This window comes from Albimonas sp., assembly GCF_055129145.1.
Genome location: NZ_JBSRTQ010000019.1, coordinates 1 through 24052, shown reverse-complemented (window position 1 = coordinate 24052; position 24052 = coordinate 1). Strand labels below are relative to the sequence as shown.

Sequence of the window (24052 nt, the reverse complement as noted above, 5' to 3'; positions counted from 1 at the left end):
GATGACTTCCGCCGCCCGGCCCTGTATCCCCCGCGCGACTCGGGCGCCCTGCCGGCGCCCCGGACCCGAGGGGGACCCTGCCGTGACCTATTGCGTCGGACTGCGCCTGGACGCCGGACTGGTGATGTTGTCCGACACCCGCACCAATGCCGGGCTGGATAACATCTCCCGCTTCGGCAAGATGTTCACCTGGGAGCGGGAGGGCGAGCGCGCCCTGGTGGCGATGACCGCGGGCAGCCTGTCGATCACGCAGGGGGTCATCACCGCGCTGAACGGGGCCTGCGCCCGGGCCGAGGCCGGCGAGGACGTCGAAAGCATCCTGACCTGCGAGACCATGTTCCGCGCCGCCCAACTGGTCGGCGACGAGATGGCCGCCCAGCAGCGCCGCTACCGCGAGCGGCTGGAGGAGGCGGGGGCCGGGACCGGCGCCTCGATCATCCTCGGCGGTCAGCGCAAGGGCGGGCGGGCGCGGCTGTTCCTGATCTACGGGGCCGGCAATTTCATCGAGGCGACCGAGGACACGCCGTTCTTCCAGATCGGCGAGCACAAATACGGCAAGCCGATCCTCGACCGGGTGATCGAGCCGTCGACCCCGCTGCCGATGGCGCTGAAGGCGGCGTTCGTGTCGATGGATTCCACCCTGCGCTCCAACCTCTCGGTGGGCATGCCGCTCGATCTGGCGGTGATGGAGGCGGGCAGCCTGCGCTTCGGCGTGCGCCGACGGATGGAGCAGGACGACCCGGAATTCGGCAAGGTCTCCGGCGCCTGGAGCGAATCGCTGCGCGACGCGTTCGAGCGCCTGCCCGAGATCGTGTTCTGACCCTGCGTCGCCGGAGCGCAGGTCAGCCACGCCGCCGATCGCGCCGCGCCGCGCCGCGATTTCATCCGGCAACCGGCCCGCGCGCCGGCTTCCGGACCCCGGAAAGGCCGAAACGACCGGATATGGAGGGGTTTCGCGCCCCCCGCCGCGGCCGGAAAACGCCCTGTTGCGAAGGGCCTGCCCCGAATCGGATACCTTGTCCAAATTCGAAAACAGCCTAGTATGAATGCAGGTGATTGCGACGAATCCCGCCGTTGGGAGCCTCGTGGGTCGATCGTCCCGAAGATGAACAAGGATCGTCCTGCGTAGAACGGACGAACGTCGTTTTCGGATGGTGCGTAGCGTGTCCTGGAGGACAACATGAGCGTCATTCGGCGCATGTCCGCGTTCCGGCGCGACGAGTCCGGGTCCGCGACCGTCGAGTTCGTGCTCTGGCTCCCCATATTCTTCATGGTGTTCTGCGCCGCCACCGACGCCACCCTCCTGATGCACAAGCAGACCCAGATGATCGACGTCGCGCGCTCCGCTTCGCGCGCCGTGTCGATGGGCGTGTCCTCGCAAGCCGAAGCCAAGGCCTTCGCGCTGCGCCAGATGAACTCCACCGACGAGAGCCGCGTCACCGTCACCGTGCAGAACGGCTTCGTGACCGCAACGCTCAACATGCCTTATTCCGATGTGGTGATTTTCAGCGCATTCCTTGCGGAGGACAATTCGCTGGGCGCATCGGTGACGATGGTCGACGAATCCTCGACCAATGGCTGACCCGACCGGCCGGGTTCCGGCGTCGAAACGGCGACGCCTGTGGCGCGACGAGTCCGGCGCCGCGTCCGTTTTTTCGATCATCTGGCTGACCGGGCTGATCATGATCGCCGGCGTGGCGGTCGACGTGGCCAACGCCTATCGGGTGCGCGCCCAGCTGCAGGCCACCGCCGACGCCGCGGCGCTGGCGGCGATCCTGCGCATCGGCGACCCCGACCAGGCCCGCGCCGCGGCCCAGCAGCTCGCCCGCATCAACATGCCCGTCGACGTCAACGGCGATGTGGTGCCGCTCGCGCTGGTCGAGCTCGGTCGGTGGGAGCCGGACGCGGGCCGCTTCGTGAAGGGGGACGAGGGCCCCTACGATGCGGTGCGCGTCACCGCCAAGCGCGGCGACGACGGCGGCATCGCGGTGCCGACGTTCCTGCTGGGGCTGCTCAACAACAAGACCTGGATCGTCGCCGCATCCTCCACAGCCGTCTACCGGCCGACCTCCGCCGGCCCCGCGGCCCATGTCTGCGGCGGCGGGCTGATCATGTCCGAACATGACCTGCAGATGGGCGGCGGCAACACGCTGACCGACGGCGTCTGCGTGCATGGCGAAACCGGGGTGCATTTCGGGGGCGCCAGCTTCTTCGGCGACGACGTGCGGATCAGCGCCTTCGATCCCGACGACATCGTCATCGGCGATGTCGTGGCGGGCTCGGCGACAGAGGCGGAGGTGAAGATCGACGCGTCCGTGCATATGGAGGCCAAGATCCTCCCCCGGCTCGACGAGATGTTCGAAGCGCTGTGGACCGAGATCTACGACAGCGGCGTCGCCACCTATTCCGGCCCGCTGATCCCCGATTTCGTCTACGACGGCGCCGGCTACGCCAATGTGGTGCGGATCGATCAATGGTGGTGGACGGTGCAGCCGGGCGACCTGCAGCCCAACACCATCTACATGGTCAACCACGGCATGCAGCTTGCCGGGAACGTCGACGCGCGCAACGTCGCCATCGTCGCCAAGGGCCAGATCGGCATGGGCGGCGGGCCGAACCTGGTGTTCGACAAGGTGCTGATCTTCGGCGAGGGCGATCTGAACTTCTCCGGATCCGCGTCCTATGGCGAGGCGGAGCACTACTGCGACGACCTGAAATACGACGTCTACATGTTCTCCAAGACCCGCGTGTCGCTCGGCGGCTCCAACCCCCAGGCCTGGACTCATGCGTTCATGGCGGCGGCTCCGCAGTTCCACCCCGGCGGCGCGTTCAAGAACGGCGGCGGGATCTATGTGGAGGCGCGCGACCAGGTGCAGATCGGCGGCGCCGCCCGGCTTCAGGGTTGCGAGGGCGACATGGTCGGGCATTACGAGACCATCACGGTGGACGACGCCTCCGCCGCCAGCTACGGCGCCGCGCTCGTGCGCTGAACCGACGCCCGGAACCCGAGGGATCCCTCCACCGTGTTGCGGGCTGTTGGCCGCGTCGCTTGCAGGGCGGCGCGGCCTTCGTTTCGAGGGGGGGAGGACGGGTCCGAAGACGCGGCCCCCTCCGCGGCGAACGGGTCATGACGACCTGATCGCCAGATGAATGAATCCTTGAACATTCCATCATAGCCGTTAGCGTGCTGACATCCGGTCCGATGGAGGCGCTCTCGCGTTTCGCGCCGCCGCCGCGTCGGACGACCGAGCGGCTCTTCTCCGCGCCCCGCTTTCCGTATGGGGGTGCGATCCGTATCGGTGTTGTGCGTAGCGTCAGGTTCGGGAGTGTTTCATGCGCGTCTTCAGACGCCTCGGGCTGCGTGGCGCCTGCTGCGGCGCGTCCGACCGGGCCCGGGCCCCTGCGGCGCGACCTGCCGCGGTCGTTCATCTCACGCGACTTTGGGCCGACCGGGACGGATCCGGCGCCATCATGTCGATGATGTGGCTGGTCATGTTCATGACCCTGCTCGGCGTCGCGGTCGACGTGGCCAACGCCTATCGGGTGCGCGCCCAGCTGCAGGCCACGGCCGACGCCGCGGCCCTCGCCGCGGTGCTGCGGATCGAGAATCCCGAACAGGCCCGCGCGGCGGCGAAGCAGCTGGCCGAGCTGAACATGCCCGCCTCGGACAACGGCGACGTGATGCCCGTGACGCTGATCCAGCTGGGCCGTTGGCAGGCCGACACCGCCAGCTTCGTCACCACCGATCCGCCGCCCTACAACGCCGTGCGCGTCACCGCCAAACGCGGCGACGACGGCGGTTTTCCGGTGCCCACCCTCCTGCTGGGCCTGATGAGCGCCGATCGCTGGACGGTGGCCGCGTCCTCCACCGCCATCGCGCGCCCCGTCTCCTCCAGCCCGAGGGGCGACCTGTGCGGCGGCGGGCTGATCATGTCCGAAAGCTCGCTGCAGATGGGCGGCAACGACGACCTGTCCGACGGCATCTGCATCCATGGCGACACCGGGGTGCATTTCGGCGGGTCGAGCAACTTCACCGCCGACGTGCGGGTCAGCGCCAACGATCCCAACACCATCACCATCGGCCATGTCGACGCCGGCTCGGCCACCGAGGCCGAGGTCAAGGTCGACACGCCGGTGGAACTGGAGGCGAAGGTCCTGCCCAAGCTCGACGATATGTTCGAGGATCTTTGGACGGCGATCTACGACAGCGGGATCTCCACCTATTCCGGGCCGCTGATCCCCGACTTCGTCTACAACGAGGCGGGTTACGCCAATGTGGTGCCGATCAATCAGTGGTGGTGGACGGTGCAGCCGGGCGACCTGCAGCCCCACACCATCTACGTGGTCAATCACGGCATGCAGCTCGCGGGCGGGGTGGATGCGCAGAACGTCGCGATCATCGCCAAGGGCCAGATCGGCGTGGGCGGCGGGCCGGCGCTGCGCTTCGACAAGGTGCTGATCTTCGGCGAGGGGATGCTGAATTTCTCGGGCGACGTCTCCTACGGGCAGGAGAACCATTTCTGCGACGACGGGCAGTTCGACGTCTATCTGTTCTCCAAGAAGACCATCTCGCTCGGCGGCTGGGGCAGTTCGTCCTGGACCCATGCGCTGATGGCGGCGGCGCCGACCTTCTCGCCGGGCGGGGCGATGAAGAATTCCGGCGGCATCTATGTCGAGGCGCACGAGACCGTGCAGATGGGCGGCGACATCATCCTCGCGGGGTGCGACGTCGACATGTCGGGGCATTACGAAACGATCGTGGTGGAGGACGAGGCGAACGTCAATTTCGCCGGGTCTCTGGTGCGCTAGGCCGGGGGCTGCGAGGCTAGGGGGCGATGCGAAACGGGCCCGGATGCGACGCATCCGGGCCCGTTCGCGTTCGGTCCGGCGTTTTCGGCGGGGCGCCCGCCCTTCAGGGGCGCGCGAGCCGCGCGGTCAGCATCGGGGCCTTCACCTTGCCGCTCAGCCGCGCGTCGTAGACATGCAGCCCCTCCATCACCCGCTGCACGTAGTTGCGGGTTTCGTCGAAGGGGATGGTCTCGATCCAGTCGATCATGTCGACGCTCCCGGTGCGCGGGTCGCCGTAACGCTCGATCCACTGGCGCACGCGGCCCGGGCCGGCGTTGTAGCCGGCGGCGGCCATCGGCAGCGAGTTGAAGTCGCTGACCAGCCCCGCCAGGTAGTCGGTGCCCAGCCGTGCGTTGTAGCGCCAGTCGCGGGTCAGCGCGCCGAGGTCGTAGCCGATGCCCAGCCGTCGGGCGACCAGCTGCGCCGTGCCCGGCATCAGCTGCATCAGCCCGCGGGCCCCGGCGTTGCTGATCGCCTCAGGGTTCATCTCGCTTTCCTGCCGCGCGATCGACAGCGCCAGCGACGGCGAGATCGGGCCCGAAGCCTGCGCGAGGTCCATCACCGGGTAGTAGTAGTTCGGCAGCACCGCCCCGTCGGACGCCGCGGCCTTGCCGACCCGCACCGCCACTTCCGGGCGGTCGAGCTCCAGCGCCAACTGGCCGAGCGCGGCCTGGGAGCGGGGATTGCGCGCCTCGCCGGCCGCGTTGCTCATCAGGCGGTGCGACAGGCTGCGTTCGCCCGCATAGTGCAGCAGCACCGCCGCCCGCACCTGGCTGGTCTGCAGCACGGCGGCGGAGCGCCAGTCGGTCGGCGGAGCGAGCCCCGCCAGCGTCGGGTCGCCGGAGACCCCGCCGCGCTCGGCCGCGAGCTGGCCGTAGAAGCTGGTCTGCCAGCGCGCGCCTTCCTTGTAGGCGTCGCCCGCACCCCTCTTGTCGCCCTTGGCCTCCCGCGCCCGGCCCAGCCAGTAATAGCCGCGCCCGAGGCTGATCGGCGAGCCGACGGCGGCGGTGAAGCGGGCGAAATGCGCCTCGGCCGAGGCGGGATCGTTGAGCTTGCGCAGCGCGATCCAGCCCGCCAGCCATTCGAGGTCGGCGTAGTCGTAGCCGTCATCGGCCTTCATGAAGTGCTTCGCCGCGAGCTGATAGGCGACGCGGGCGCGTCCGGCCCGGTCGGCGGCGCGCACCATGTCGATGCGCTCCTTCCCCCAGAGCTCCGGCCGACCCAGCGACGCGGCGGAGGTGGAGCGCTGCAGGATCAGCTCCTCCGCCCCCGACTCCAGGCCCTTCGCCTCGCGCCAGCGGAAGCGCTCATAGGCGAGGCCGGCGTCCTCGGCGCGGTTGGCGGGGATGCGCGCGATCAGCCCGTCCACCCCGGCCTCGCCGCGGCGCAGCGCCAGCCGGGCGCGGCCGAGCGCGACCAGCCCCGCGTCGACCCGCGCGAACATCCGCTCGGACTCGCCCGAGAGCCCGCGCCACAGCAGCATGTCGAGCCGCTGGGCGTTGTGCTTGGAAAGCTCGCCCCCCCAGCCGGCGAGCAGGGCCTGCTCTTCGGACGGGGTCAGCGACAGCTCGGTCCAGGCGCGCACGGCCTGGGCCGTCGCCTCGGCCTTGCGACCGTTGCGGGCCATCACGTGGGCGAGCCGCACGGCGCCGGCGCCGGTCTGCGGCGCGCGTCCGGCGAAGAACGCCTCCACCTGGGCGCCGGGCAGATCGGGGGGCATGCGCTCCTCGGCGAGGCGGCGCAGGCGGTTGGTTCCGGGCCAGTCCTCGTTGCGCTTGAGGAAATCGGCGTAATCGAACCAGCCGCCGGCCTCGTCGGACAGCATGCGCCACAGCACCAGGTCGACCACCGACGGCTCGCCCAGCGTGCGCGCCAGCGACAGGGCCGAGCCCCAGTCCTCGCGCTTGACGGCGTCCAGCGCGGGCGCGAGGCGGGCGGCGTCGCGCGCCGTCGGCAGGTTCTGCGCCTGCGCGCCGGTCCAGGGCGGCGCGAAGACGGCCGCCGCCAACGATAACAGAATCGCCACGACCGCGCGCTGCCGCGTGGTCCGGCGGTCGCGCCGAACGTAAATCATGTGTGCTCGCCTTATCTCGCCTCGGGTCGCCGGTCTGCGCCAGCTGTCCCATGGCGGCATGTTAGCACGGCGCGGGGCGGCTGGGCAGGAGGCGTTTGGGAAGCGCGTCCCGCCCTGCGGGTTTCACCAGCCGGGGCCGGCGGACAATCCGCCGTCGACGACCAGCGTGGTCCCGGTGACGAACCGCGCGGCGTCGGAGACGAGAAAGAGCGCCGCGTCGGCGATTTCGACGGGTTCGGCGGGGCGGCCGAGCGGCGCGGCGGCGTTCCAGCGGGCGAGCCCTTCGGGCCATTGCTCGGCCAGTCCCGGCCGGGCGATCAGGCCGGGGGCGAGGCCGTTGACCCGCATCGGCGCAAGCTCCGTCGCCGCCGAGCGCACCAGGGACTCCACCGCGGCCTTGGAGGCGGCGTAGGCCGCGTGGCCGGGCAGGGGGCGGGCGGCCTCGATGGACGAGATCAGGACCGCCGCGCGGGGCGGGGGCCCCTTCTGGGCGGCGAAGGCGGTCAGCAGCGCCCGCGCCGCGCCCAGATTGGCGCCCAGCACCGCGGCCCAGTCCTCCGCCCCCATGCCGTTCAGCGCGCCCATGTCCTGGCGGGCGGCGGCGTGGACCAGCAGATCGGCCCCGCCGCCATCGGCGAGCAGCGCCTCCGCCGCGCCGGGCAAGGTGAGGTCGGCCTGGCCGGCATCCGCCTCCAGCCCCGCCGCGCGCAGGCTGGCGGCGAGCGCGCGGGCCCGCTCGGGCCTTGTCGCGGCATGGCAGATCACGAAGGCTCCGGCCTCCGCCAGCCGTCGGGCCGCCGCCGCGCCCAGTCCCCCGGATGCCCCGGTGACCAGCGCCCGGCGCCCGTCCAGCGCCAGCAGGTCGCGGGCGGCGGGGGGCGTCCCGGGCGCCGCGTCGCGGCGGGGATCGCGGCGGGGGCGGGTCATGCCAGTTCGGGGACCAGCGCTTCGAGGATTCGGGCCATCCGCGCCCCGGCATGGGCGGCATGCTCCAGCACCTGCTCGATGGTGTCGGGCTGCTGGTCCGGGCCGCCATCCGCGGCATTCGTAATGGCCGAGAGCCCCAGCGCCCTCATCCCGCAATGGTTGGCCGCGATCACCTCCAGCACCGTCGACATCCCCACCGCGTCCGCCCCCGTGGAGCGGAGCCAGCGACGTTCGGCCGAGGTCTCCAGCGACGGGCCGGTGATGCCGGCGTAGATGCCGGCGGCCATCGGTTCCCCGGCCTTTTCCGCGGCCGCGACCGCCGCCGCCCGCAGCCTGGGGCAATAGGCGCGGGACATGTCGGGAAAGCGCGCGCCGATCGCCTCGTTGTTCGACCCGATCAGCGGGTTGGTCCCGGTGAAGTTCAGGTGATCCTCGATCAGCATCGGCGTGCCGGGCTTCAGGCCCGGGTTCAGGGCGCCGGCGGCGTTGGTCGCGATATAGACCTGCGCCCCCATCCGGTTCATCAGCCAGACGGGAAGCGCCACATCCTGCGCGCTCCACCCCTCGTAAAGATGCAGCCGCCCCTGCATCAGCGCCGCGCGCTTGCCGTGCAGCGTGCCGATCACGAAGCGCCCGGCATGGGTCGGCGCGGTGGAGACCGGAAAGCCCGGGATCTCATGATAAGGGATGGTCACCGCGTCGGTCACCGCGTCGGCGAGGCCGCCGAGGCCGGAGCCGAGCGCCAGCGCGATCTCCACCGGCCCCCCCATGCGGGGGACGACGACCGAGGCGGCGGCTTCGAGGCGGGCGGTGAGGCTCATGCGATGGATTCCTTGATGGCGGGGACCAGGGCGCGGATCTCGTCCAGCGTGTCGGTCATGTCGAAAACGGTGAGCGTCCGGTCGCGCACCCGCCATTGCCCGTCGACGAAGACATGGCGGACGTCGGCGCGGCCGGCGGAATAAACGATATGGGTCAGCGGGTCGAACATCGGGACCGCATGGGGGGCGGAGGCGTCGAGCACCACCAGATCCGCGGCCTTGCCGATTTCCAGCGAGCCGGTAACGGCGCCGAGCCCCATCGCCTCGGCCCCCGCCAGCGTCGCCATGTGCAGCGCCTCGCGCGTGGTGATGACGGCGGCGCGCCCGGTCACGGCCTTGTGCAGGGTGGCCGCCAGCCGCAGCGCCAGCCACATGTCGATGTCGTTGCCCGAGATCGCGCCGTCGGTGCCGAGCGTCACATGCACCCCCGCCTCCAGCATCTCCGGAATGCGCGCGAAGCCGGAGGCGAGCTTGAGGTTCGACACCGGATTATGCGCCACCACCGCGCCGGTGCGGGCCAGAATGGCGATCTCCTCGTCGTCGCAGTGCACGCAATGGGCGAGGATGGTGCGCGGATCCAGAATCCCCAGCGCGTCCATGTGGCGGAGGACGGAGGCTCCGTAACTGTCCTGAACCGTCCGCTGCTCGACCTTCGTCTCCGCGGCGTGGATGGAGAAGAGCGCGCCGTGGTCGTTGGCAAGGCGCTTGGCGGCCTGCAGGTTCTCGGGCCCCACCGTGTAGGCGCCATGCGGGAAGGTCCCGGGGCGCAGGCGGTCGGTCCTGGGGTGGTCGCGGAAAAAGGCCTCGGCGTCGGGCAGGCGGGTCTCGGCGGTCTTGCCGTCCATGCCGGGGAAATCGAAGAAGAGGCCCCCGCAGGAGACGCGCAGGCCGAGCTCGGCCCCCGCCCGCGCCGTGGAATGCGGATGCCAGAACATGTCGACGACCGAGGTGCAGCCCGAGAGCAGCAGCTCCGCGAAACCCAGCCGCGCGCCGAGCCGGCAGGTGGCGGCCGACAGGATCGCGCCCTCGGCCTTCCACACGGTCTGCAGCCAGGGCTCCAGCGGCAGGTTCTCGATCAGCCCGCGGAACAGGCTGTCGGCGGCGTGGCAATGGGTGTTGACCAGGCCCGGCATGACGATGCCGCCCTGCGCGTCGACCACCTCCTGCGCGCGGTCGGGGACCGCGCCCAGATGGGTGATGCGGCCATCTGCGACGGCGATGCCGCCGGTCAGCACGGTTCCCGCCCGGTCGGCGGTGACGAGCGTGGCGTTGTTGATGATGAGGTCGGTCATCTCGGCGCTCCGTCGGCTGGGGCTGGGCGGGCGGAGCCTATCGGCCGGGGCGCAGGTTGGGAAGGCGGGGCATGGCCGGAAGGCGGGGGATGGCGCACGCCGCTTGCGCGCCCGTCGCGGTTGCAGGACAATGGGTTCCCGACCGCAGCCTCCGCGAAGGACCCGATGCGCAAGTTCCTCGTCGTCGTCGACGAAACGCCCGAATGCATGAACGCCATCCGCTTCGCCGCCCGTCGGGCCAAGGCGACGGGCGGCGGGTTGCAGATGATGTTCATCCTGCGCCCCACCGAGTTCCAGCACTGGATGGGCGTGCAGGACATCATGCGCCAGGAGGCCCGCGACGCGGCCGAGGCGCGGTTCCAGGAAGTCGCCGGCAAGGTCACCGAAAACGTCGGGATCTACCCCGAATTCGTGATCCGGGAGGGCGAGCCGGTCGAACAGGTGCTGGCCCAGATCAAGGAGGATCCGGAAATCGGGGTCCTCGTGCTGGGGGCGGGGGTGGAGAACGGGCCGGGGCCGCTGGTCGCCCATCTGGTCGGCAAGCTCGCCGGCGACCTGCCGGTGCCGGTCACCGTCGTGCCCGGCGCCCTGTCGCGCGACCAGGTGATCGCGCTCGCCTGAGGACAGCGACGTGCTCGCCTGAGGGGCGTCGCGGGACAGCGACGTGCTCGCCTGGGAGGCGTCGCGGGGCGGGACGGGATCGCTCAGTTTGGAATGATTCTTGATTTCGCCGCGCCATGGGTCCACATGAGGACCTGAAACGGAGGGCCGCGCCATGTTCATTCAGACCGAATCCACGCCGAACCCGGCGACGCTGAAATTCCTGCCCGGCCAGACCGTGATGCAGGCGGGCTCCGCCGACTTTCCGGCCAAGGCCGGGGCCGCCGCCTCGCCGCTCGCCACGCGCATCTTCGCGGTCGACGGGGTGGAGGGGGTGTTTCTCGGCCCCGACTTCATCACCGTCACCAAGGCCGAGCCGCTCGACTGGGCGCATCTCAAGCCCGGCGTGCTGGGCGCGATCCTGGAGCATTTCCAGTCCGGCGCCCCCGCGATCGAGGGCGACGCCGCCCAGTCGGCCCAGACCGGCCATGCCGATCATGACGGCCCCGACGGCGAGATCGTCGTGCAGATCAAGGAGCTTCTGGACACCCGCGTGCGTCCGGCGGTCGCCCAGGACGGCGGCGACATCACCTTCCACGGCTTCGACCGCGGCGTGGTCTACCTGCACATGCAGGGCGCCTGCGCCGGCTGCCCGTCCTCGACCATGACCCTGAAGATGGGCATCGAGAACCTGCTCAAGCACTACATCCCCGAAGTGTCCGAGGTGCGCCCGGTCGGCGTCCAGCTCTGACGCCGGAGGGCCGGGCGTGACCGCTCCCTACCCGGCGGGCCCCGTGTTGGCCATCGACAGCTCGGCCGCGCAATGCGCGGCCGCGATCATGATCGACGGCCGCGTGGCGGCGGAGCGGCTGGAGCCGATGAGCCGCGGCCAGGCCGAGCGCCTGATGCCGATGATCGCCGAACTGCTGACCGAATTGTCCCTCGCCCCCCGCGACCTGCGCGGCTTCGCGGTCTGCGAGGGGCCGGGCAATTTCACCGGGGTCCGCATCGCCGTCGCCGCCGCCCGCGGGCTGGCATTGTCGACCGGGCGCCCGGCGCTGGGCGTCGGCCGGCTGGTCGCGCTGGCGGAGACGGAAGGCTGGGGCCTCGGCCTGCGCCTGACCGGGGGCGACCCGGACGCCGCCTTGCGCATCGTGGTCGCCTCCGAAGCGCGGCGCGACGAGATCCACGCCCAGGCTTTCGAACTTCGCGCCGGCGAGGCGCCGCGCGCCCTCGCCCCGCTGGTCCAGGGCGCGCCCGAGGACATCGAGGCCGGGCTGGCCGGGGCGCTCTCCGGCTCCGCGGTCGCCGGCCCGGTCCGGGTCTGCGGCCCGGCGGCGCCGCGCCTGTCGGCGATGCTGGAGGGGCGCGGCTTCGCCACGACGCTCGGCGATCTGGGCGATCTCGCCGACCCCGCCGCCATCGGGCGGCTGGCGGGCGCCGCGCTCGACCGGCTCGCCCCCGGCGCCCGGCTTCCCCCGCCCGCGCCCTGCTATCCCCGCCCGGCCGACGCCGCGCCATCGCGCGAGATCGCCCCGACCCTGCTGCCCGACGCCGCCCCGCGATGACCTCCGATCCGGGCGACGATCCGGGCGGGGAGGCCCTGTCCTTCGACCTGCCCATGGCCGACCCGGCGATGACCGAGGCCGAGGCCGAGGCCGCCGCCGCCATCCACGCCGCCGCCTTCGCCGGCCCCAAGGCGATCCGCCCCTGGGCGCCGCGGGAATTCATCGGCTTCTGCGCCAGCCCCGGCGCCTTCCGCGCGCTGATGCCCGACGCCCTGATGCTCGGCCGCGTGGTGGGGCCGGAGGCCGAGCTGGTCACCATCGCCACCCGCCCCCGGGCGCGCCGCCGCGGCCTCGCCCGCCTCCTGCTGGCGCGTTTCGCCCGTCGGGCCGCGGCGCTGGGCGCGGAGTCGGCGTTTCTGGAAGTGGCCGAACCCAACGACGCCGCCCGCGCGCTCTATCTCGACATGGGCTGGATTCCGGTGGGCCAGCGGCGCGATTACTACCGGCTGCTGTCCGGAGACCGCGCCGACGCCGTGGTAATGTCCTGCGACCTTCGCGGCATTCGTCGAGAAACCGAAGCCGAAGCCCCTGGGTTCGAGGCTTGATCCTTCATGACTGCGCGAAATCGGACGCGATGGCGCAGATGAACCTTGGCCGGGTCGGATAAACTTCACGACAACCACGCCGCAAAAAGAATTGACCTTCGAATAGCGCCAATCTATGACGCTCGCAGTAATGAATTGCCCGGCCCGATCATAGCCCCCCGCGTTCAACCGTCGGCCTCGCCGTGATCCGAGCCAAACGCCCGAAGGTCGAGAGAAAATATGTCCGACACCCAGAATATCGAGAAATCCGAAGTCCTCGCCCTCACGGCCGACATCGTGTCTTCTCATGTGTCCAACAACACGGTCTCCCCGCAGGAACTGACCGGGCTCATCGAGCAGGTGTTCACCAAACTGTCCGAGCTGGCCTCCGACACGCCGGAGCCGGTGGAAGAGCTGGTGCCGGCGGTGCCGGTGAAGAAGTCGGTGACCGACGAATTCATCATCTGCCTCGAAGACGGCAAGAAACTGAAGATGCTCAAGCGGCATCTGAAGACCGCCTACGACATGACCCCCGAAGATTACCGCGCCAAGTGGGGCCTGTCCGGCGACTACCCGATGGTCGCCCCGGCCTACGCCCGCAAGCGCCAGGAACTGGCCAAGCAGATCGGCCTCGGCCGCAAGCCCAAGGCGAAGTGATCCCGCGCCCCGTTCGCGCGCTTGCGCGGGCCGGGGCCACGGACCGATGATCGGACGGCGCGCGGGAGCAACTCGTGCGCCGTTCGCGTTTTCGCGGACGGGGTCCAGGCGAGAGGCTAGGACATGCTGCACGGAAGCTGCCTCTGCGGGGGCGTCGCTTATGAGAGCGGGGCGCTGACCACGCCGGTCGCGCTCTGCCATTGCCGCACCTGCCAGAAGGCCCATGCCAGCGCCTTCGCCGCCACCGCCCGCGCGCCGCGGGACCAGTTCTCCTGGACCATGGGCGCGCTGCTGGTGGCGCATCACGAAAGCTCGCCCGGCAAGCGCCGCTGGTTCTGCCCGTCCTGCGGCGCTCATCTGATGGTGGAGCGGGAGGGCGAGGACCACGTGATCCTCCACGTGGCGACGCTCGACGCCCCGCCGCCGCTGCGCCCGGCGCTGCATATCTGGATGTCCGAGGCCTCGCCCCTGCTGGAGCCGCCCGACGGCATCCCCGCCCATCCCGAAGGGCGGCCTGCGCCCGCCTGACCCCCCGGCGTTGCGTGGCGGGGGGGGAACCTGATAAGCCCCGCGCCTACGCGTTCCGTCCCCGTTCCGCATGCCCGAGGGAGCCCCGCCCATGGCCCGCAAGCTCTTCATCAAGGCCTATGGCTGTCAGATGAACGTCTACGACGCCGAGCGCATGGCCGGCGTGATGGTCGCCGAGGGCTATGAGCAGACCGACACCCCCGACGACGCCGACCTGATCGTGCTCAACACCTGCCATATCCGCGAGAAGGCGGCGGAGAAGGTGTATTCCGAGCTCGGCCGGCTGAAGCGGCTGAAGGATGCGCGCCCCGATCTGAAGATCGGCGTCGCCGGCTGCGTCGCCCAGGCCGAAGGGCCGGAGATCCAGCGCCGGCAGTCGGCGGTGGATTTCGTGGTCGGCCCGCAGGCCTATCACCGCCTGCCCAAGCTGGTGCGCGACGGCGGCGTGGATACCGAGTTTCCGCTGGAGGACAAGTTCTCCAACATGGCGCCCGCGCCGCGGCGCCGGGCGCCCTCGGCCTTCCTGACGGTGCAGGAGGGCTGCGACAAGTTCTGCGCCTTCTGCGTGGTGCCCTATACCCGCGGGGCCGAGGTCTCGCGCCCCGCCGCCCGTCTGATCGACGAGGCGAAGGCGCTGGCCGATCAGGGCGTGCGCGAGATCACCCTGCTGGGCCAGAACGTCAACGCCTATCATGGGGCGGGGCCCGACGGGTCGGACTGGACGCTGGCCCGCCTGCTGGAGGCGCTGTCGGGGATCGAGGGGATCGCCCGGCTGCGCTACACCACCTCGCATCCCAACGACATGGGCGAGGATCTGATCGAGGCGCATGGCGGGCTGGAAAAGCTGATGCCTTACCTGCACTTGCCGGTGCAGTCGGGGTCGGACGCGATCCTCAGGGCGATGAACCGGCGACACACGGCGGAGGGGTATCTGCGCCTGATCGACCGGATCCGCGCGGCGCGCCCCGACATCGCGCTGTCGGGGGATTTCATCGTGGGCTTCCCGGGGGAGACCGAGGCGGATTTCCAGGCGACCCTGGATCTGTGCGATGCGGTCTCCTACGGCTCGGCCTATTCGTTCAAGTATTCCTCGCGTCCCGGCACGCCGGCGGCTGGGGCGGGCGATCAGGTGGAAGAGGCGGTGATGACCGAGCGGCTGCACCGCCTGCAGGCGAAGATCGAGGCGGACCAGAAGGCCTTCCAGGTCTCGATGGTCGGGCGGACCCTGCCGGTGCTGGTGGAGAAGGCCGGGCGGATGCCGGGGCAGATGGTCGGCAAATCGCCCTGGCTGCACGCGGTGCATTTCGATGCGGGGCCGGAGGTCGCGGGCCAGGTGATCGGGGTCGAGGTGATCGCGTCCTCGACGAATTCCCTCTCCGGGCGCCTGGCGGGCTGAGGCCGGGAGCCGCGCGCCGCGGTCGCGCCGGCGGCCCCGGGGCGCCCGCGCGGCGTTGCGTCGTGGCGCCGGTCGCCCCCGGCGCTATCCCCGCACGGCAGGCGGAGCCGGGAGACGTCGCCCCCCGGCGCCCCCGGTCCAACGCCGCGCGGGCGCCCCGGGGCCGCCGGCGCCCGGGTCGTCGCGCGGCTCCCGTCCTCAGGCGACGAGCGCGTCCTCCGCCGCCTTGCCGAGCCGGCACAAAGCCCCCTCGTCGAACGGCTTCGCCATCAGCATCAGCCCGCAGCCCGGGACCGGCAGCGGCAGGGTCAGCGCGCAGAGCCCCAGCAGGTTGCCGATCCTTGTGTTGCGCAGCGCCATCAGGTTGATCCGCTCGTAATAGTCATCGTCCGACAGCAGACGCGACACCGAAGGCGGCTGGATCGGGGCCGTGGGCGCCGCCACCGCGTCGAAGCCGGCCACCCGCGCGAGGTAGCTCGCCCGCAGCGCCCGCAAACGATTCATCGCCCGCAGGTAATCCGCCGCCGAGAATGCCGCCCCGCCCCGGGTGCGGTTGCGGATCTGGTGGAACATGCGGTCGCCGCGCGCCTCGATGGTCTCCCCCCACTGCGCCCAGGCCTCGCCGGCGACCAGCGTGCCGGAGATCGGCAGCACCTGGGCGAATTCCGGGATCTCGGCCCGGGTCACCACCGCGCCCGCGGCCTCCAGCCGGGCGATGCCCGCCTCGAAGGCCGCGACCGGCGCGGCCTCGGCCCCCGCCAGCATCGTGGTCTCGTCGATGAGGATCCGCTTGCCCGCGAGGCTCGCCGCGCCCAGGTCCGGGGCGGCCCCGCCCGCCATGATCGCGGTGATCTCGGCCGCGTCCTCCACCGACCGGCAGAGCGGCCCGACCGTGTCGAAGGCCGCCGAGAGCGGAACCGAGCCCTCCACCGGGATCAGCCCCAGCGTGGTCTTGAGCCCGGTGAGGTTCTGCCAGGCCGCCGGGATGCGGACCGAGCCGCCGGTGTCGGATCCGATCCCGGCCGCCGCCAGCCCGAAGGCGACCGAGGCCGCGGCCCCCGACGAAGATCCCCCCGGCGCCCAGTCCGGGTCATGCGGGTTGGGCGACGTCGCCGTCACCGGGTTCACGCCCAGCCCCGAAAAGGCCAGTTCGGTCATGTGGGTCTTGCCGAGGCAGACCATGCCGGCGGCCGTGGCGCGGGCGAGCGCCGGGCAATCCGCATCCGCCAGCGGCCGGTCGTCGAGCATCGCCGAGCCCGCCGAGGCCCGGGTCCCCGCCACCTCGTAAAGATCCTTCCAGGAGATCGGCACGCCGTCGAGCAGATGGCGCCGGGTCCCGAGGCGGGCGCGCGTCGCGGCGGCCTCGGCCTCGGCATGGGCGCGTTCCGCCGTCATGGTCACGTAGATGCGGTCGCGCTCGGGATGCGCCGCCGTCGCCGCGAGGAAGGTCTCGGCCAGGGCGACCGGATCGATCTCTCCCGCGCCGATGCCGCGGCCCAGATCCGCCGCCGTCATGCTCCGCCAGCTGTCGCTCATGTGCCCCGCCCTCCTGTTGGTCCGCGCTTTCCGGCCGCACGGTAACGAGGCGGTGAGGAATGGACAATCGGGGGCGCGCGCCCCATCTCTCGGCGCATGAACATGGATGCGGATGCGGTGATCGTGGGGGGCGGGCTGAACGGCCCGGCGACGGCGTTGGCGCTCGCCTGCGCGGGGCTGAAGGTCGTGGTGCTGGACGCGGCGGCGACGGACCTGGAGCGGGCGGCGGAATTCGACGGACGAGCCTACAATCTCGGCCTCGGCTCGCAGCGGTTTCTCAAGGTGGCGGGGGTATGGGACGCGGTCTCGGCCGCGGCCCAGCCGGTCGCCCGTGTGGCGCTGGAGGATGCGCGGCCGGGCGCCGGCCCCACCCCGGCGCTGGCGCATTTCGACCATGCCGAGCTCGATGACGGCCCGGTCAGCGTGATCCTCGAGGACCGTGCGCTGCGCCCGGCGCTGCTGAAAGCGGCGATGGCGCATCCGGGCGTCGAGATCCGCGGCGGGGCGGAGGTGGTCGCCACCCGCCAGGGCCCGGGATGGGCCGAGGCGGATCTCGCCGGCGGCGCCATCCTGCGCGCGCCCCTGATGATCGCCTGCGACGGGCGCGACAGCGCGGTCGCCCGGCGCGCCGGCATCCGGCGTGTGGGTTGGGGATATGACCAGACCGGCCTGGTTTCGGCCATCGAACATGACGCGGACCACGAGGGCGTCGCCCGCCAGCGCTTCATGCCCGGCGGGCCGTTCGCGGTGCTGCCGCTGGCGGGCGGGCATCGCAGCTCGCTGGTCTGGACCGAGCGCAGCGGCGAGGCGGCGCGGATCCACGCGCTGCCCGACGCGGACTATCTGGCGGAGATCGAGGCCCGGCTCGGCGGCGCGCTGGGCGCGGTGCGCCTCGCCGGGCGGCGCTGGCGCTATCCGCTGAAGCTGTCGGTGGCCTCCGACTGGGCGCGGCCGCGGCTGGCGCTGGTCGGCGACGCCGCCCATGCCGTGCATCCCATCGCCGGCCAGGGGCTGAACCTCGGGCTGCGCGATGCGGCGGCCCTTGCCGAAGTGCTGGCCGAGGCGCGGCGGCGCGGCGAGGACATCGGCGCCATCACCGTGCTCGAGCGCTATTCCCGCTGGCGGCGCTTCGACGGCGTCTCGATGGCGCTGGGGATGGATGCGGTCAACCGCCTGTTTTCCAACGACGATCCGGGCCTGCGCCTGCTGCGCGACGCGGGCCTGAAGCTCGCCGGGCGTCTCGCCCCGGCGCGGCGCTTCTTCATGCGCGAGGCCGCGGGCCTGTCGGGCGACGTGCCCCGGATGCTGCGCGGCCTGCCCGTCTGAGGAAGCCGGCTGAGCGCGCCGGCGGCTCGGCTTGCGACGGGGCGCCCGCCCTACGGCTCGGCCCCGTCGGCTCGGAAGCGTAGGGCGGGTGCAAACCCGCCGCGCCCCCTCTCCGGCCCCGCGCTGCGCCGCGCATGGCGGCAGGGCGCGCGGCCGGGGCTCAGAGCCCGTCGAAGAGCGCGGTCGACAGGTAGCGCTCGGCGAAACTCGGCAGGATCGCGACGATGCGCTTGCCGGCCATTTCCGGCCGCTCCGCGATCTCGATGGCCGCGGCGATGGCCGCGCCCGACGAAATCCCCCCCGGAATGCCTTCGGTGGAGGCCAGCCGCCGCGCCATCTCGAACGCCGTCTCGTTGCCGATGGTCAGCACCTCGTCGATCAGCGCCCGGTCGAGATTGCCCGGCACGAACCCCGCCCCGATGCCCTGGATCTTGTGCGGCCCCGGCTCGCCGCCCGACAGCACCGGGCTGTCCTCCGGCTCCACCGCCACGATGCGCACATGGGGCGCGCGGGCCTTCAGCACCCGGCCCACGCCGGTCAGCGTGCCCCCGGTGCCGACGCCCGAGATGAACACGTCGATCTCTCCGCCGCAGTCGGCCCAGATCTCCTCGGCGGTCGTCGCCTCGTGGATCGCGGGGTTGGCGGTGTTCTCGAACTGCTGGGGGATCACCGAGTCGCCGATCTCCTCGGCCAGCTCCTCCGCCCGCTGGATCGAGCCGCGCATCCCCTTGGCGGGGTCGGTCAGCTCCAGCTTCGCGCCGAGCAGGGCGAGCATCTTGCGCCGCTCGATCGACATGCTCTCGGGCATGCACAGGATCAGCTTGCGGCCGCGCGCAGCGCAGGCGAAGGCGAGCGCGATGCCGGTGTTGCCGGACGTCGGCTCGATCACCGTGGTGTCGGGGCCGAGGCGTCCCTGACGCTCCAGGCTCTCGATCATCGCGACCCCGATGCGGTCCTTGACCGAGCTCAGCGGGTTGAAGAACTCCAGCTTGGCCAGGATCTCCGCCTTCAGGTCCAGCTCCACCGCGATCCGGCCGAGGCGCACGAGCGGCGTCGCCCCGATGGTCTGGGTGATGTCGTCGTAGATGCGCCCCCGCGGCGGCGTGTAGCGGCCATGGGTGGCGATCGCGGCGTCGTGCGGTCCAGGAGCGTTCATCGTCGGGGTCCTCCCTGCGTCGCCACGTCGGGGCCGGTCCAGGCCCCCCGCGGCGGATCAGATGGTGAAATCGGGGCGCGCCTCGTCGGCGCGCGGCACCCGCTTGCGCTGCGCCTCGCGGCACAGATCTTCCATGGTGATCCGGTCGAGCCGGTCGAGCAGCTCACGCTGCATCTCCTCCCACACCGGGGCCACCACGCCGAGGCCCAGCGCCGAGGTCACGCCCTCGTCGCCGTCCTCCTGGTCGAGCGTCGAGACCACGCGGACCACTTCGCCCACCGTGATCCGCCGCCGCTCCCGCGCCAGGGTATAGCCGCCGCGGGGGCCGCGCACCCCCTTGAGCACGCCGGCGCGCACCAGGGCCTGCATGACCTGTTCGAGATAGCGCTGCGGGATGCCCTGGCGTTCGGTCACGTCGCGGGCCTGCACCGGGTCGGGGCGGGCGTTGTAGGCGATGTCGGCCACCGCCTCGATGGCGAGCAGGGTCTTGCGGGTCAGTTTCAGCATGGTCAGGTCTTTCCCCCCATGCCGGTGGAGCCGAAGCCCCCTGCGCCGCGCGCGGTGTCGTCGAGGGTCTCGACCTCCCTCCACCGCGCTTGCGGGGCGGGGGCGATGACCAGCTGGGCGATGCGGTCGCCATGGGCGATCTCGACGGGCTCGGTCCCCAGATTGATGAGGATCACCCCGATCTCGCCGCGATAGTCGCTGTCGATGGTGCCGGGCGCATTGGCCACCGTCAGCCCGCGTTTCAGCGCGAGGCCGGAGCGGGGGCGGACCTGGCCTTCCCACCCCACGGGCAGGGCCATGGCGAGCCCGGTGGGGATCAGCGCCCGGGCGCCGGGGGCGAGGGTTTTCGGGTCGCGCTCAGGAAAGCAGGCGCGCAGGTCCATGCCCGCGGCGCCGGGCGTCTCATAGGCCGGCAGGGGCAGGGCCGCGTCGTGATGGGGCAGGCGCATCAGCGCCACTTCGGGGCCGGAGAGGGGCGCGGTCATGCGGCCCCCCGGTCCGCGTGGTCCGGCCCGGTCAGGTGGGCGGCGATGCGGGCGGCGAGGCGGCGCGCCGTCTCGGTCTTGGTCAGGCGCGGCCAGTTCTCGGATCCAGCCGCGGTGATCAGGGTCACGGCATTTTCGGTGCCGCCCATGATGCCGGTGCCGGGCGAGACATCGTTGGCCACGATCCAGTCGCAGCCTTTTCGCAGCCGCTTGGCGGCGGCGTGGGCGACGACGTCGTCGGTCTCGGCCGCGAAGCCGACCACCAGACCGGGCCGCCCCTCCGCCCGCCGGGCGACGGTGCGCAGAATGTCGGGGTTTTCGGCGAATTCCAGGGCCGGCGTGGTCCCGTCGGCGCGCTTCTTGATCTTCGAGGTGGACGCCGAGGCGACCCGCCAGTCCGCCACCGCGGCGGCGAAGATCGCGGCGTCGACCACGGGGGCTTCGGGGGCGAGCGCCGCCTCCACCGCGTCGAGCATGTCGCGGGCCGATTCGACCTCCACCACCCGGGTCCCTGTGGGGCGGGCGACGGCGGCGGGGCCGGTGACGAACACCACCTCGGCCCCCAGATCCCGCAGCGCCTCGGCCAGCGCCGTGCCCTGCGCGCCCGAAGATCGGTTGGCGATGTAGCGCACCGGGTCGATCGGCTCATGCGTCGGGCCGGACGTGATCAGCACCCGCTTGCCGACCAGCGGGCCGGAGGCGAGCGCGGTCTCGATGGCGGCGAGGATGGTCTCGGGCTCCGACATCCGGCCGGGCCCGAACTCGCCGCAGGCCATGTCGCCGTCGTCGGGTCCGCAGACCAGCACGCCGTCGGCGATCAGCGTCGCGAGATTGCGCTGTGTCGCGGGATGCTCCCACATCCGCACGTTCATCGCGGGCGCGATCAGCACCCGCTTGTCGGTGGCCATCAGCAGGGTCGAGGGCAGGTCGTCGGCATGCCCGCCCGCCATCTTCGCCATCAGGTCGGCGGTGGCGGGGACCACCACCACCAGATCGGCGGCGCGGGACAACTGGATATGCCCCATCTCCGCTTCCTTGGTCAGGTCGAAGAGGGCGCGATGCACCGCCACCCCGGCCAGCGAGGAAACCGAGAGCGGCGTCACGAAATGCTCGGCCGCAGCCGTCATCGCCGGAACCACTTCGGCCCCGCGCGCCCGCAGCCGCCGGATCAGGTCCAGCGCCTTGAAGGCGGCGATGCCGCCGCCGATCACCAGCAGTATCCGCTTGCCCTGAAGCATTTGGCCACCCTTCCGCGGGAGTTGGCGCGCATTCACGAGAGCGGAACGTAGTTTGCGCCGGAGGGCGCGGCAAGGCGTGGATTAACGGAAAGCCCGTGGGGGAGGCGCCGACCGGGCGCGAGCCCGGCCGGCGGGGCCTCAGTTCAGGCCGAACCTGTCGAACAGGGACTTGAGGTTCTCTTCGGGCCGGGCGCCGATATGGGAGATGATCTCCCCCGCCGCCACGCAGCCCATGGTGCCGCAGGTCAGCAGGTTGCGCCCGCGGGTCAGGCCGTAGAGGAAGCCCGCCGCGAACATGTCGCCCGCCCCGGTCGCGTCCACCCGCGCCATCGGCGCGGCGGGCGCGTGCACGGTGCGGTCGCCTTTCAGCACATAGGCGCCGGCGGGACCCACGGTGCAGGCGACCAGCTCGACCTCCTTGCGGGCCGCGTCCATCGCGTCCTCCAGCGTCTCGGTCTGGTAGAGCGACACCAGCTCATGCTCGTTGGCGAAGAGCAGATCGACCTCGTCGCGCACCATGGCGCGGAAAAGATCGCGGTGACGCTCGATGCAGAACGGGTCCGACAGGGTGATGGAGACCTTGCCCCCCGCGCCCCGACAGGCGGCGATGGCCTTGCGGAACGCCTCCTGGCTCTCGAACCCGTCGAAGCGGTAGCCCTCGAGGTAGAGCCAGTCGGTGTCCGCCATCAGCGCCTCGTCGATATCCGAGGCGGCGAGGTCGGCCGAGACGCCGAGATAGGTGTTCATCGACCGCTCGCCATCCGGCGAGACCAGCACGATGCAGCGCCCGGTCTCCTCGTCCAGCCGTTCCCGGCCGGTCATCGGCGTGTCGAAGGCGACGCCGAGCGAGCGGATGTCATGGGCGAAGATCGCGCCCAGCTGGTCGTCCTTGACCTTGCCCACGAAGGCCGCCTTCGCGCCGAGCATGCCGAGCCCGGCGATGGTGTTGGCGACCGAGCCGCCCGAGATCTCCTGCGCCGGACCCATCGCGCCGTAAAGCGCGACGGCGCGTTCGGCGTCGATCAGGGTCATGATGCCCTTTTCGACGGCGTTGCGGGTCAGGAATTCGTCGGAGACGCGCGCGAGCACGTCCACCATGGCGTTGCCGATGCCGACGACGTGGAAGCGTTTATCGCTCATGCGGGCTCCTCAGGAGGCGTTTGGGTGGACTTGAGCGCGGCCTTGCGGGCGCGAATGGGTTTGGGGACCTCGGGGAGCGTCTTCTCCTCGAAGCCGCAGAGGTCGGCGATCAGACAGTCCGGGCAGCCCGGTTTGCGGGCGAGGCATACATAGCGACCATGAAGGATCAGCCAATGATGGGCGTGCTTCTGGTAGGGGGCGGGGACGTGATCCTCGATGGCGCGCTCGACCGCGACCACGTCCTTGCCGGGCGCGAGGCCGGTGCGATTGCCGACCCGGAAGATATGGGTGTCCACCGCCTGCGCCGGATGACCGAACCACATGTTGAGCACGACGTTGGCGGTCTTGCGCCCCACCCCGGGCAGGGATTCGAGGGCGGCGCGCGACGACGGGACTTCTCCGTCGAATTCATCGATCAGCCGGCGCGACAGGGCGATGACGTTCTTGGCCTTGTTGCGGAAGAGCCCGATGGTCTTGATATGCGCGGTCAGCCCCTCTTCGCCCAGCGCCAGCATTTTCTCGGGCGTGTCGGCGATGGCGAACAGCGCGCGGGTGGCGCGGTTGACCCCCTTGTCGGTGGCCTGGGCGGAGAGCGCGACGGCGACCAGCAGGGTGAAGGCATTGACGTGCTCGAGCTCGCCTTTCGGCTCGGCCTCCTCCTGCTGGAAGCGGCGGAAGATCTCGGAGATGGCGGCGTAGGGGAGCTGGGCTGTCATGGCGCCGGACCTTGCCCCGGAGGCGGGGCGGGGCGCAAGCGGGGAGAGAGGCGCCGCGCCGGCGACGCGCGGGCGGGATCGGGGCGCCCGCGGCGCGCGGAGCCGGGGGCGCGGGTCGGGACGGGCGCCGAGCCTAGGCGCGCTCCGAAAACCGCCAGATCGCGGCGAGGCCGATGGCGGCGACCATGGTGACCGCGAGCAGGGCCGGGCGGATGCCGATCAGGTCCGACAGCACGCCGATGCCGATCGCGCCCAGAGACGTCCCGCCGATCGCCACCAGCAGCCACAGCGACATCACCCGCCCGCGCCGGTCGTCGGAGGTCTGGGTCTGGGCGATGGTCTGGTTCGACACGCCTACCGCGGTGCCAAGAAAGCCCAGGCCGGCGACCAGCGCGATGGCGGCCGGCCAGCTCTCGATCAGGCCCAGAAGCGCCACGCAGGCCAGCGAGATCGCGGCGCAGACCATGGCGCGCCGACGCATCTGCTCGGGCCCCGGCCGGCCGCGGGCGAGCCACAGCGCCGCGATCACCGCCCCGGCCCCCGCCGTTGCGGTCAGCGCCCCGAAGCCGCTCGCGCCCCGACCATAGAGCCCGTCGGCCGCGACCGGCAGCAGTTCCAGCGCCCCGCGGGCGGGCAGCGAGACCACGGCGGTCAGCAGGATCGCGTCGCGGATCATCGGATGGCCGGCGACGTAGCGGGCGCCCTCGGCCATC

Annotated in this window: 24 protein-coding genes; 12 read left to right on the top strand and 12 right to left on the bottom strand. The window is 71.5% G+C overall.

Annotation, left to right across the window (positions count from 1 at the left end):
• Window positions 1-82: 82 nt before the first annotated feature.
• The 4 genes from ACTB72_RS05430 to ACTB72_RS05415 all read left to right on the top strand — a co-directional run bounded on the left by ACTB72_RS05430 (window position 83) and on the right by ACTB72_RS05415 (window position 4809).
• Window positions 83-820 (top strand): peptidase, encoded by a 738-nt coding sequence (locus ACTB72_RS05430; RefSeq protein WP_463035967.1) that lies wholly within the window; start codon window positions 83-85, stop codon window positions 818-820.
• A 360-nt stretch (window positions 821-1180) separates the two neighbouring features.
• On the top strand, window positions 1181-1582 hold the full coding sequence (locus tag ACTB72_RS05425) for a TadE/TadG family type IV pilus assembly protein (RefSeq protein WP_463035966.1): 402 nt from the start codon (window positions 1181-1183) through the stop codon (window positions 1580-1582).
• Window positions 1575-2990 (top strand): pilus assembly protein TadG-related protein, encoded by a 1416-nt coding sequence (locus tag ACTB72_RS05420; RefSeq protein ID WP_463035965.1) that lies wholly within the window; start codon window positions 1575-1577, stop codon window positions 2988-2990. The genes ACTB72_RS05425 and ACTB72_RS05420 overlap by 8 nt, the downstream gene beginning before the upstream one ends.
• 343 nt (window positions 2991-3333) lie before the next feature.
• Window positions 3334-4809 carry a pilus assembly protein TadG-related protein gene (locus ACTB72_RS05415; RefSeq protein ID WP_463035964.1) on the top strand — a complete coding sequence of 492 codons (1476 nt, stop codon included), beginning with the start codon at window positions 3334-3336 and terminating at the stop codon, window positions 4807-4809.
• A 103-nt stretch (window positions 4810-4912) separates the two neighbouring features.
• Here ACTB72_RS05415 and ACTB72_RS05410 read toward each other — a convergent pair whose 3' ends face one another.
• From ACTB72_RS05410 to ACTB72_RS05395, 4 genes are all read right to left on the bottom strand, one after another.
• Entirely contained in the window at window positions 4913-6922 is a 2010-nt protein-coding gene (locus ACTB72_RS05410) for a lytic transglycosylase domain-containing protein (protein WP_463035963.1), read from the bottom strand.
• Window positions 6923-7045: 123 nt separating this feature from the next.
• Window positions 7046-7849 carry an SDR family NAD(P)-dependent oxidoreductase gene (locus ACTB72_RS05405; protein ID WP_463035962.1) on the bottom strand — a complete coding sequence of 268 codons (804 nt, stop codon included), beginning with the start codon at window positions 7847-7849 and terminating at the stop codon, window positions 7046-7048.
• Window positions 7846-8670: a purine-nucleoside phosphorylase gene (locus ACTB72_RS05400; RefSeq protein ID WP_463035961.1), complete on the bottom strand. Its 825-nt coding sequence runs from the start codon at window positions 8668-8670 to the stop codon at window positions 7846-7848. The genes ACTB72_RS05405 and ACTB72_RS05400 overlap by 4 nt, the downstream gene beginning before the upstream one ends.
• Complete coding sequence (locus ACTB72_RS05395; protein WP_463035960.1) at window positions 8667-9962, bottom strand: amidohydrolase family protein; 1296 nt, start codon at window positions 9960-9962, stop codon at window positions 8667-8669. Before ACTB72_RS05395 ends, ACTB72_RS05400 begins: the two co-directional genes overlap by 4 nt.
• Before the next feature lie 165 nt (window positions 9963-10127).
• Between ACTB72_RS05395 and ACTB72_RS05390 the strand changes: the two genes are divergently transcribed.
• The 7 genes from ACTB72_RS05390 to miaB all read left to right on the top strand — a co-directional run bounded on the left by ACTB72_RS05390 (window position 10128) and on the right by miaB (window position 15235).
• Complete coding sequence (locus ACTB72_RS05390) at window positions 10128-10583, top strand: universal stress protein (protein WP_463035959.1); 456 nt, start codon at window positions 10128-10130, stop codon at window positions 10581-10583.
• 154 nt (window positions 10584-10737) lie between these two features.
• The gene (locus tag ACTB72_RS05385; RefSeq protein ID WP_463035958.1) at window positions 10738-11313 is read left to right on the top strand and encodes a NifU family protein; all 576 of its coding nucleotides are present in this window, start codon (window positions 10738-10740) and stop codon (window positions 11311-11313) included.
• Window positions 11314-11329: 16 nt separating this feature from the next.
• Window positions 11330-12130 carry a tRNA (adenosine(37)-N6)-threonylcarbamoyltransferase complex dimerization subunit type 1 TsaB gene (tsaB, locus tag ACTB72_RS05380; RefSeq protein WP_463035957.1) on the top strand — a complete coding sequence of 267 codons (801 nt, stop codon included), beginning with the start codon at window positions 11330-11332 and terminating at the stop codon, window positions 12128-12130.
• Window positions 12127-12675 (top strand): GNAT family N-acetyltransferase, encoded by a 549-nt coding sequence (locus ACTB72_RS05375; protein ID WP_463035956.1) that lies wholly within the window; start codon window positions 12127-12129, stop codon window positions 12673-12675. Before tsaB ends, ACTB72_RS05375 begins: the two co-directional genes overlap by 4 nt.
• A 219-nt stretch (window positions 12676-12894) precedes the next feature.
• Window positions 12895-13311, top strand: a complete 417-nt coding sequence (locus ACTB72_RS05370; RefSeq protein WP_463035955.1) for a Ros/MucR family transcriptional regulator — start codon at window positions 12895-12897, stop codon at window positions 13309-13311.
• A 123-nt stretch (window positions 13312-13434) separates the two neighbouring features.
• Entirely contained in the window at window positions 13435-13839 is a 405-nt protein-coding gene (locus ACTB72_RS05365; protein ID WP_463035954.1) for a GFA family protein, read from the top strand.
• A gap of 91 nt (window positions 13840-13930) precedes the next feature.
• Complete coding sequence (gene miaB, locus ACTB72_RS05360; protein ID WP_463035953.1) at window positions 13931-15235, top strand: tRNA (N6-isopentenyl adenosine(37)-C2)-methylthiotransferase MiaB; 1305 nt, start codon at window positions 13931-13933, stop codon at window positions 15233-15235.
• A gap of 198 nt (window positions 15236-15433) precedes the next feature.
• Here the strand turns inward: miaB and ACTB72_RS05355 are convergent, their stop codons facing one another.
• Complete coding sequence (locus tag ACTB72_RS05355; RefSeq protein ID WP_463035952.1) at window positions 15434-16771, bottom strand: amidase; 1338 nt, start codon at window positions 16769-16771, stop codon at window positions 15434-15436.
• A 96-nt stretch (window positions 16772-16867) separates the two neighbouring features.
• On the opposite strand from ACTB72_RS05355, the gene ACTB72_RS05350 reads away from it, so the two are divergent.
• Window positions 16868-18097 carry an FAD-dependent monooxygenase gene (locus ACTB72_RS05350; protein WP_463035951.1) on the top strand — a complete coding sequence of 410 codons (1230 nt, stop codon included), beginning with the start codon at window positions 16868-16870 and terminating at the stop codon, window positions 18095-18097.
• A 160-nt stretch (window positions 18098-18257) separates the two neighbouring features.
• Here the strand turns inward: ACTB72_RS05350 and cysK are convergent, their stop codons facing one another.
• The 7 genes from cysK to ACTB72_RS05315 all read right to left on the bottom strand — a co-directional run.
• On the bottom strand, window positions 18258-19253 hold the full coding sequence (gene cysK, locus ACTB72_RS05345; protein ID WP_463035950.1) for a cysteine synthase A: 996 nt from the start codon (window positions 19251-19253) through the stop codon (window positions 18258-18260).
• A gap of 57 nt (window positions 19254-19310) precedes the next feature.
• Complete coding sequence (locus tag ACTB72_RS05340) at window positions 19311-19760, bottom strand: RrF2 family transcriptional regulator (protein ID WP_463035949.1); 450 nt, start codon at window positions 19758-19760, stop codon at window positions 19311-19313.
• A 2-nt stretch (window positions 19761-19762) separates the two neighbouring features.
• Window positions 19763-20245, bottom strand: coding sequence for a dUTP diphosphatase (dut, locus tag ACTB72_RS05335; protein WP_463035948.1), 483 nt, complete (start codon window positions 20243-20245; stop codon window positions 19763-19765).
• Window positions 20242-21483, bottom strand: a complete 1242-nt coding sequence (gene coaBC / locus ACTB72_RS05330; protein WP_463035947.1) for a bifunctional phosphopantothenoylcysteine decarboxylase/phosphopantothenate--cysteine ligase CoaBC — start codon at window positions 21481-21483, stop codon at window positions 20242-20244. The genes dut and coaBC overlap by 4 nt, the downstream gene beginning before the upstream one ends.
• Window positions 21484-21621: 138 nt before the next feature.
• A complete protein-coding gene (locus ACTB72_RS05325; protein WP_463035946.1) occupies window positions 21622-22623 on the bottom strand; it encodes an adenosine kinase in 1002 nt (333 codons plus the stop codon).
• Window positions 22620-23339, bottom strand: a complete 720-nt coding sequence (nth, locus tag ACTB72_RS05320) for an endonuclease III (RefSeq protein WP_463035945.1) — start codon at window positions 23337-23339, stop codon at window positions 22620-22622. Before nth ends, ACTB72_RS05325 begins: the two co-directional genes overlap by 4 nt.
• Before the next feature lie 133 nt (window positions 23340-23472).
• A partial coding sequence (locus ACTB72_RS05315) for an MFS transporter (protein ID WP_463035944.1) occupies window positions 23473-24052 on the bottom strand: 580 nt, incomplete at its 5' end.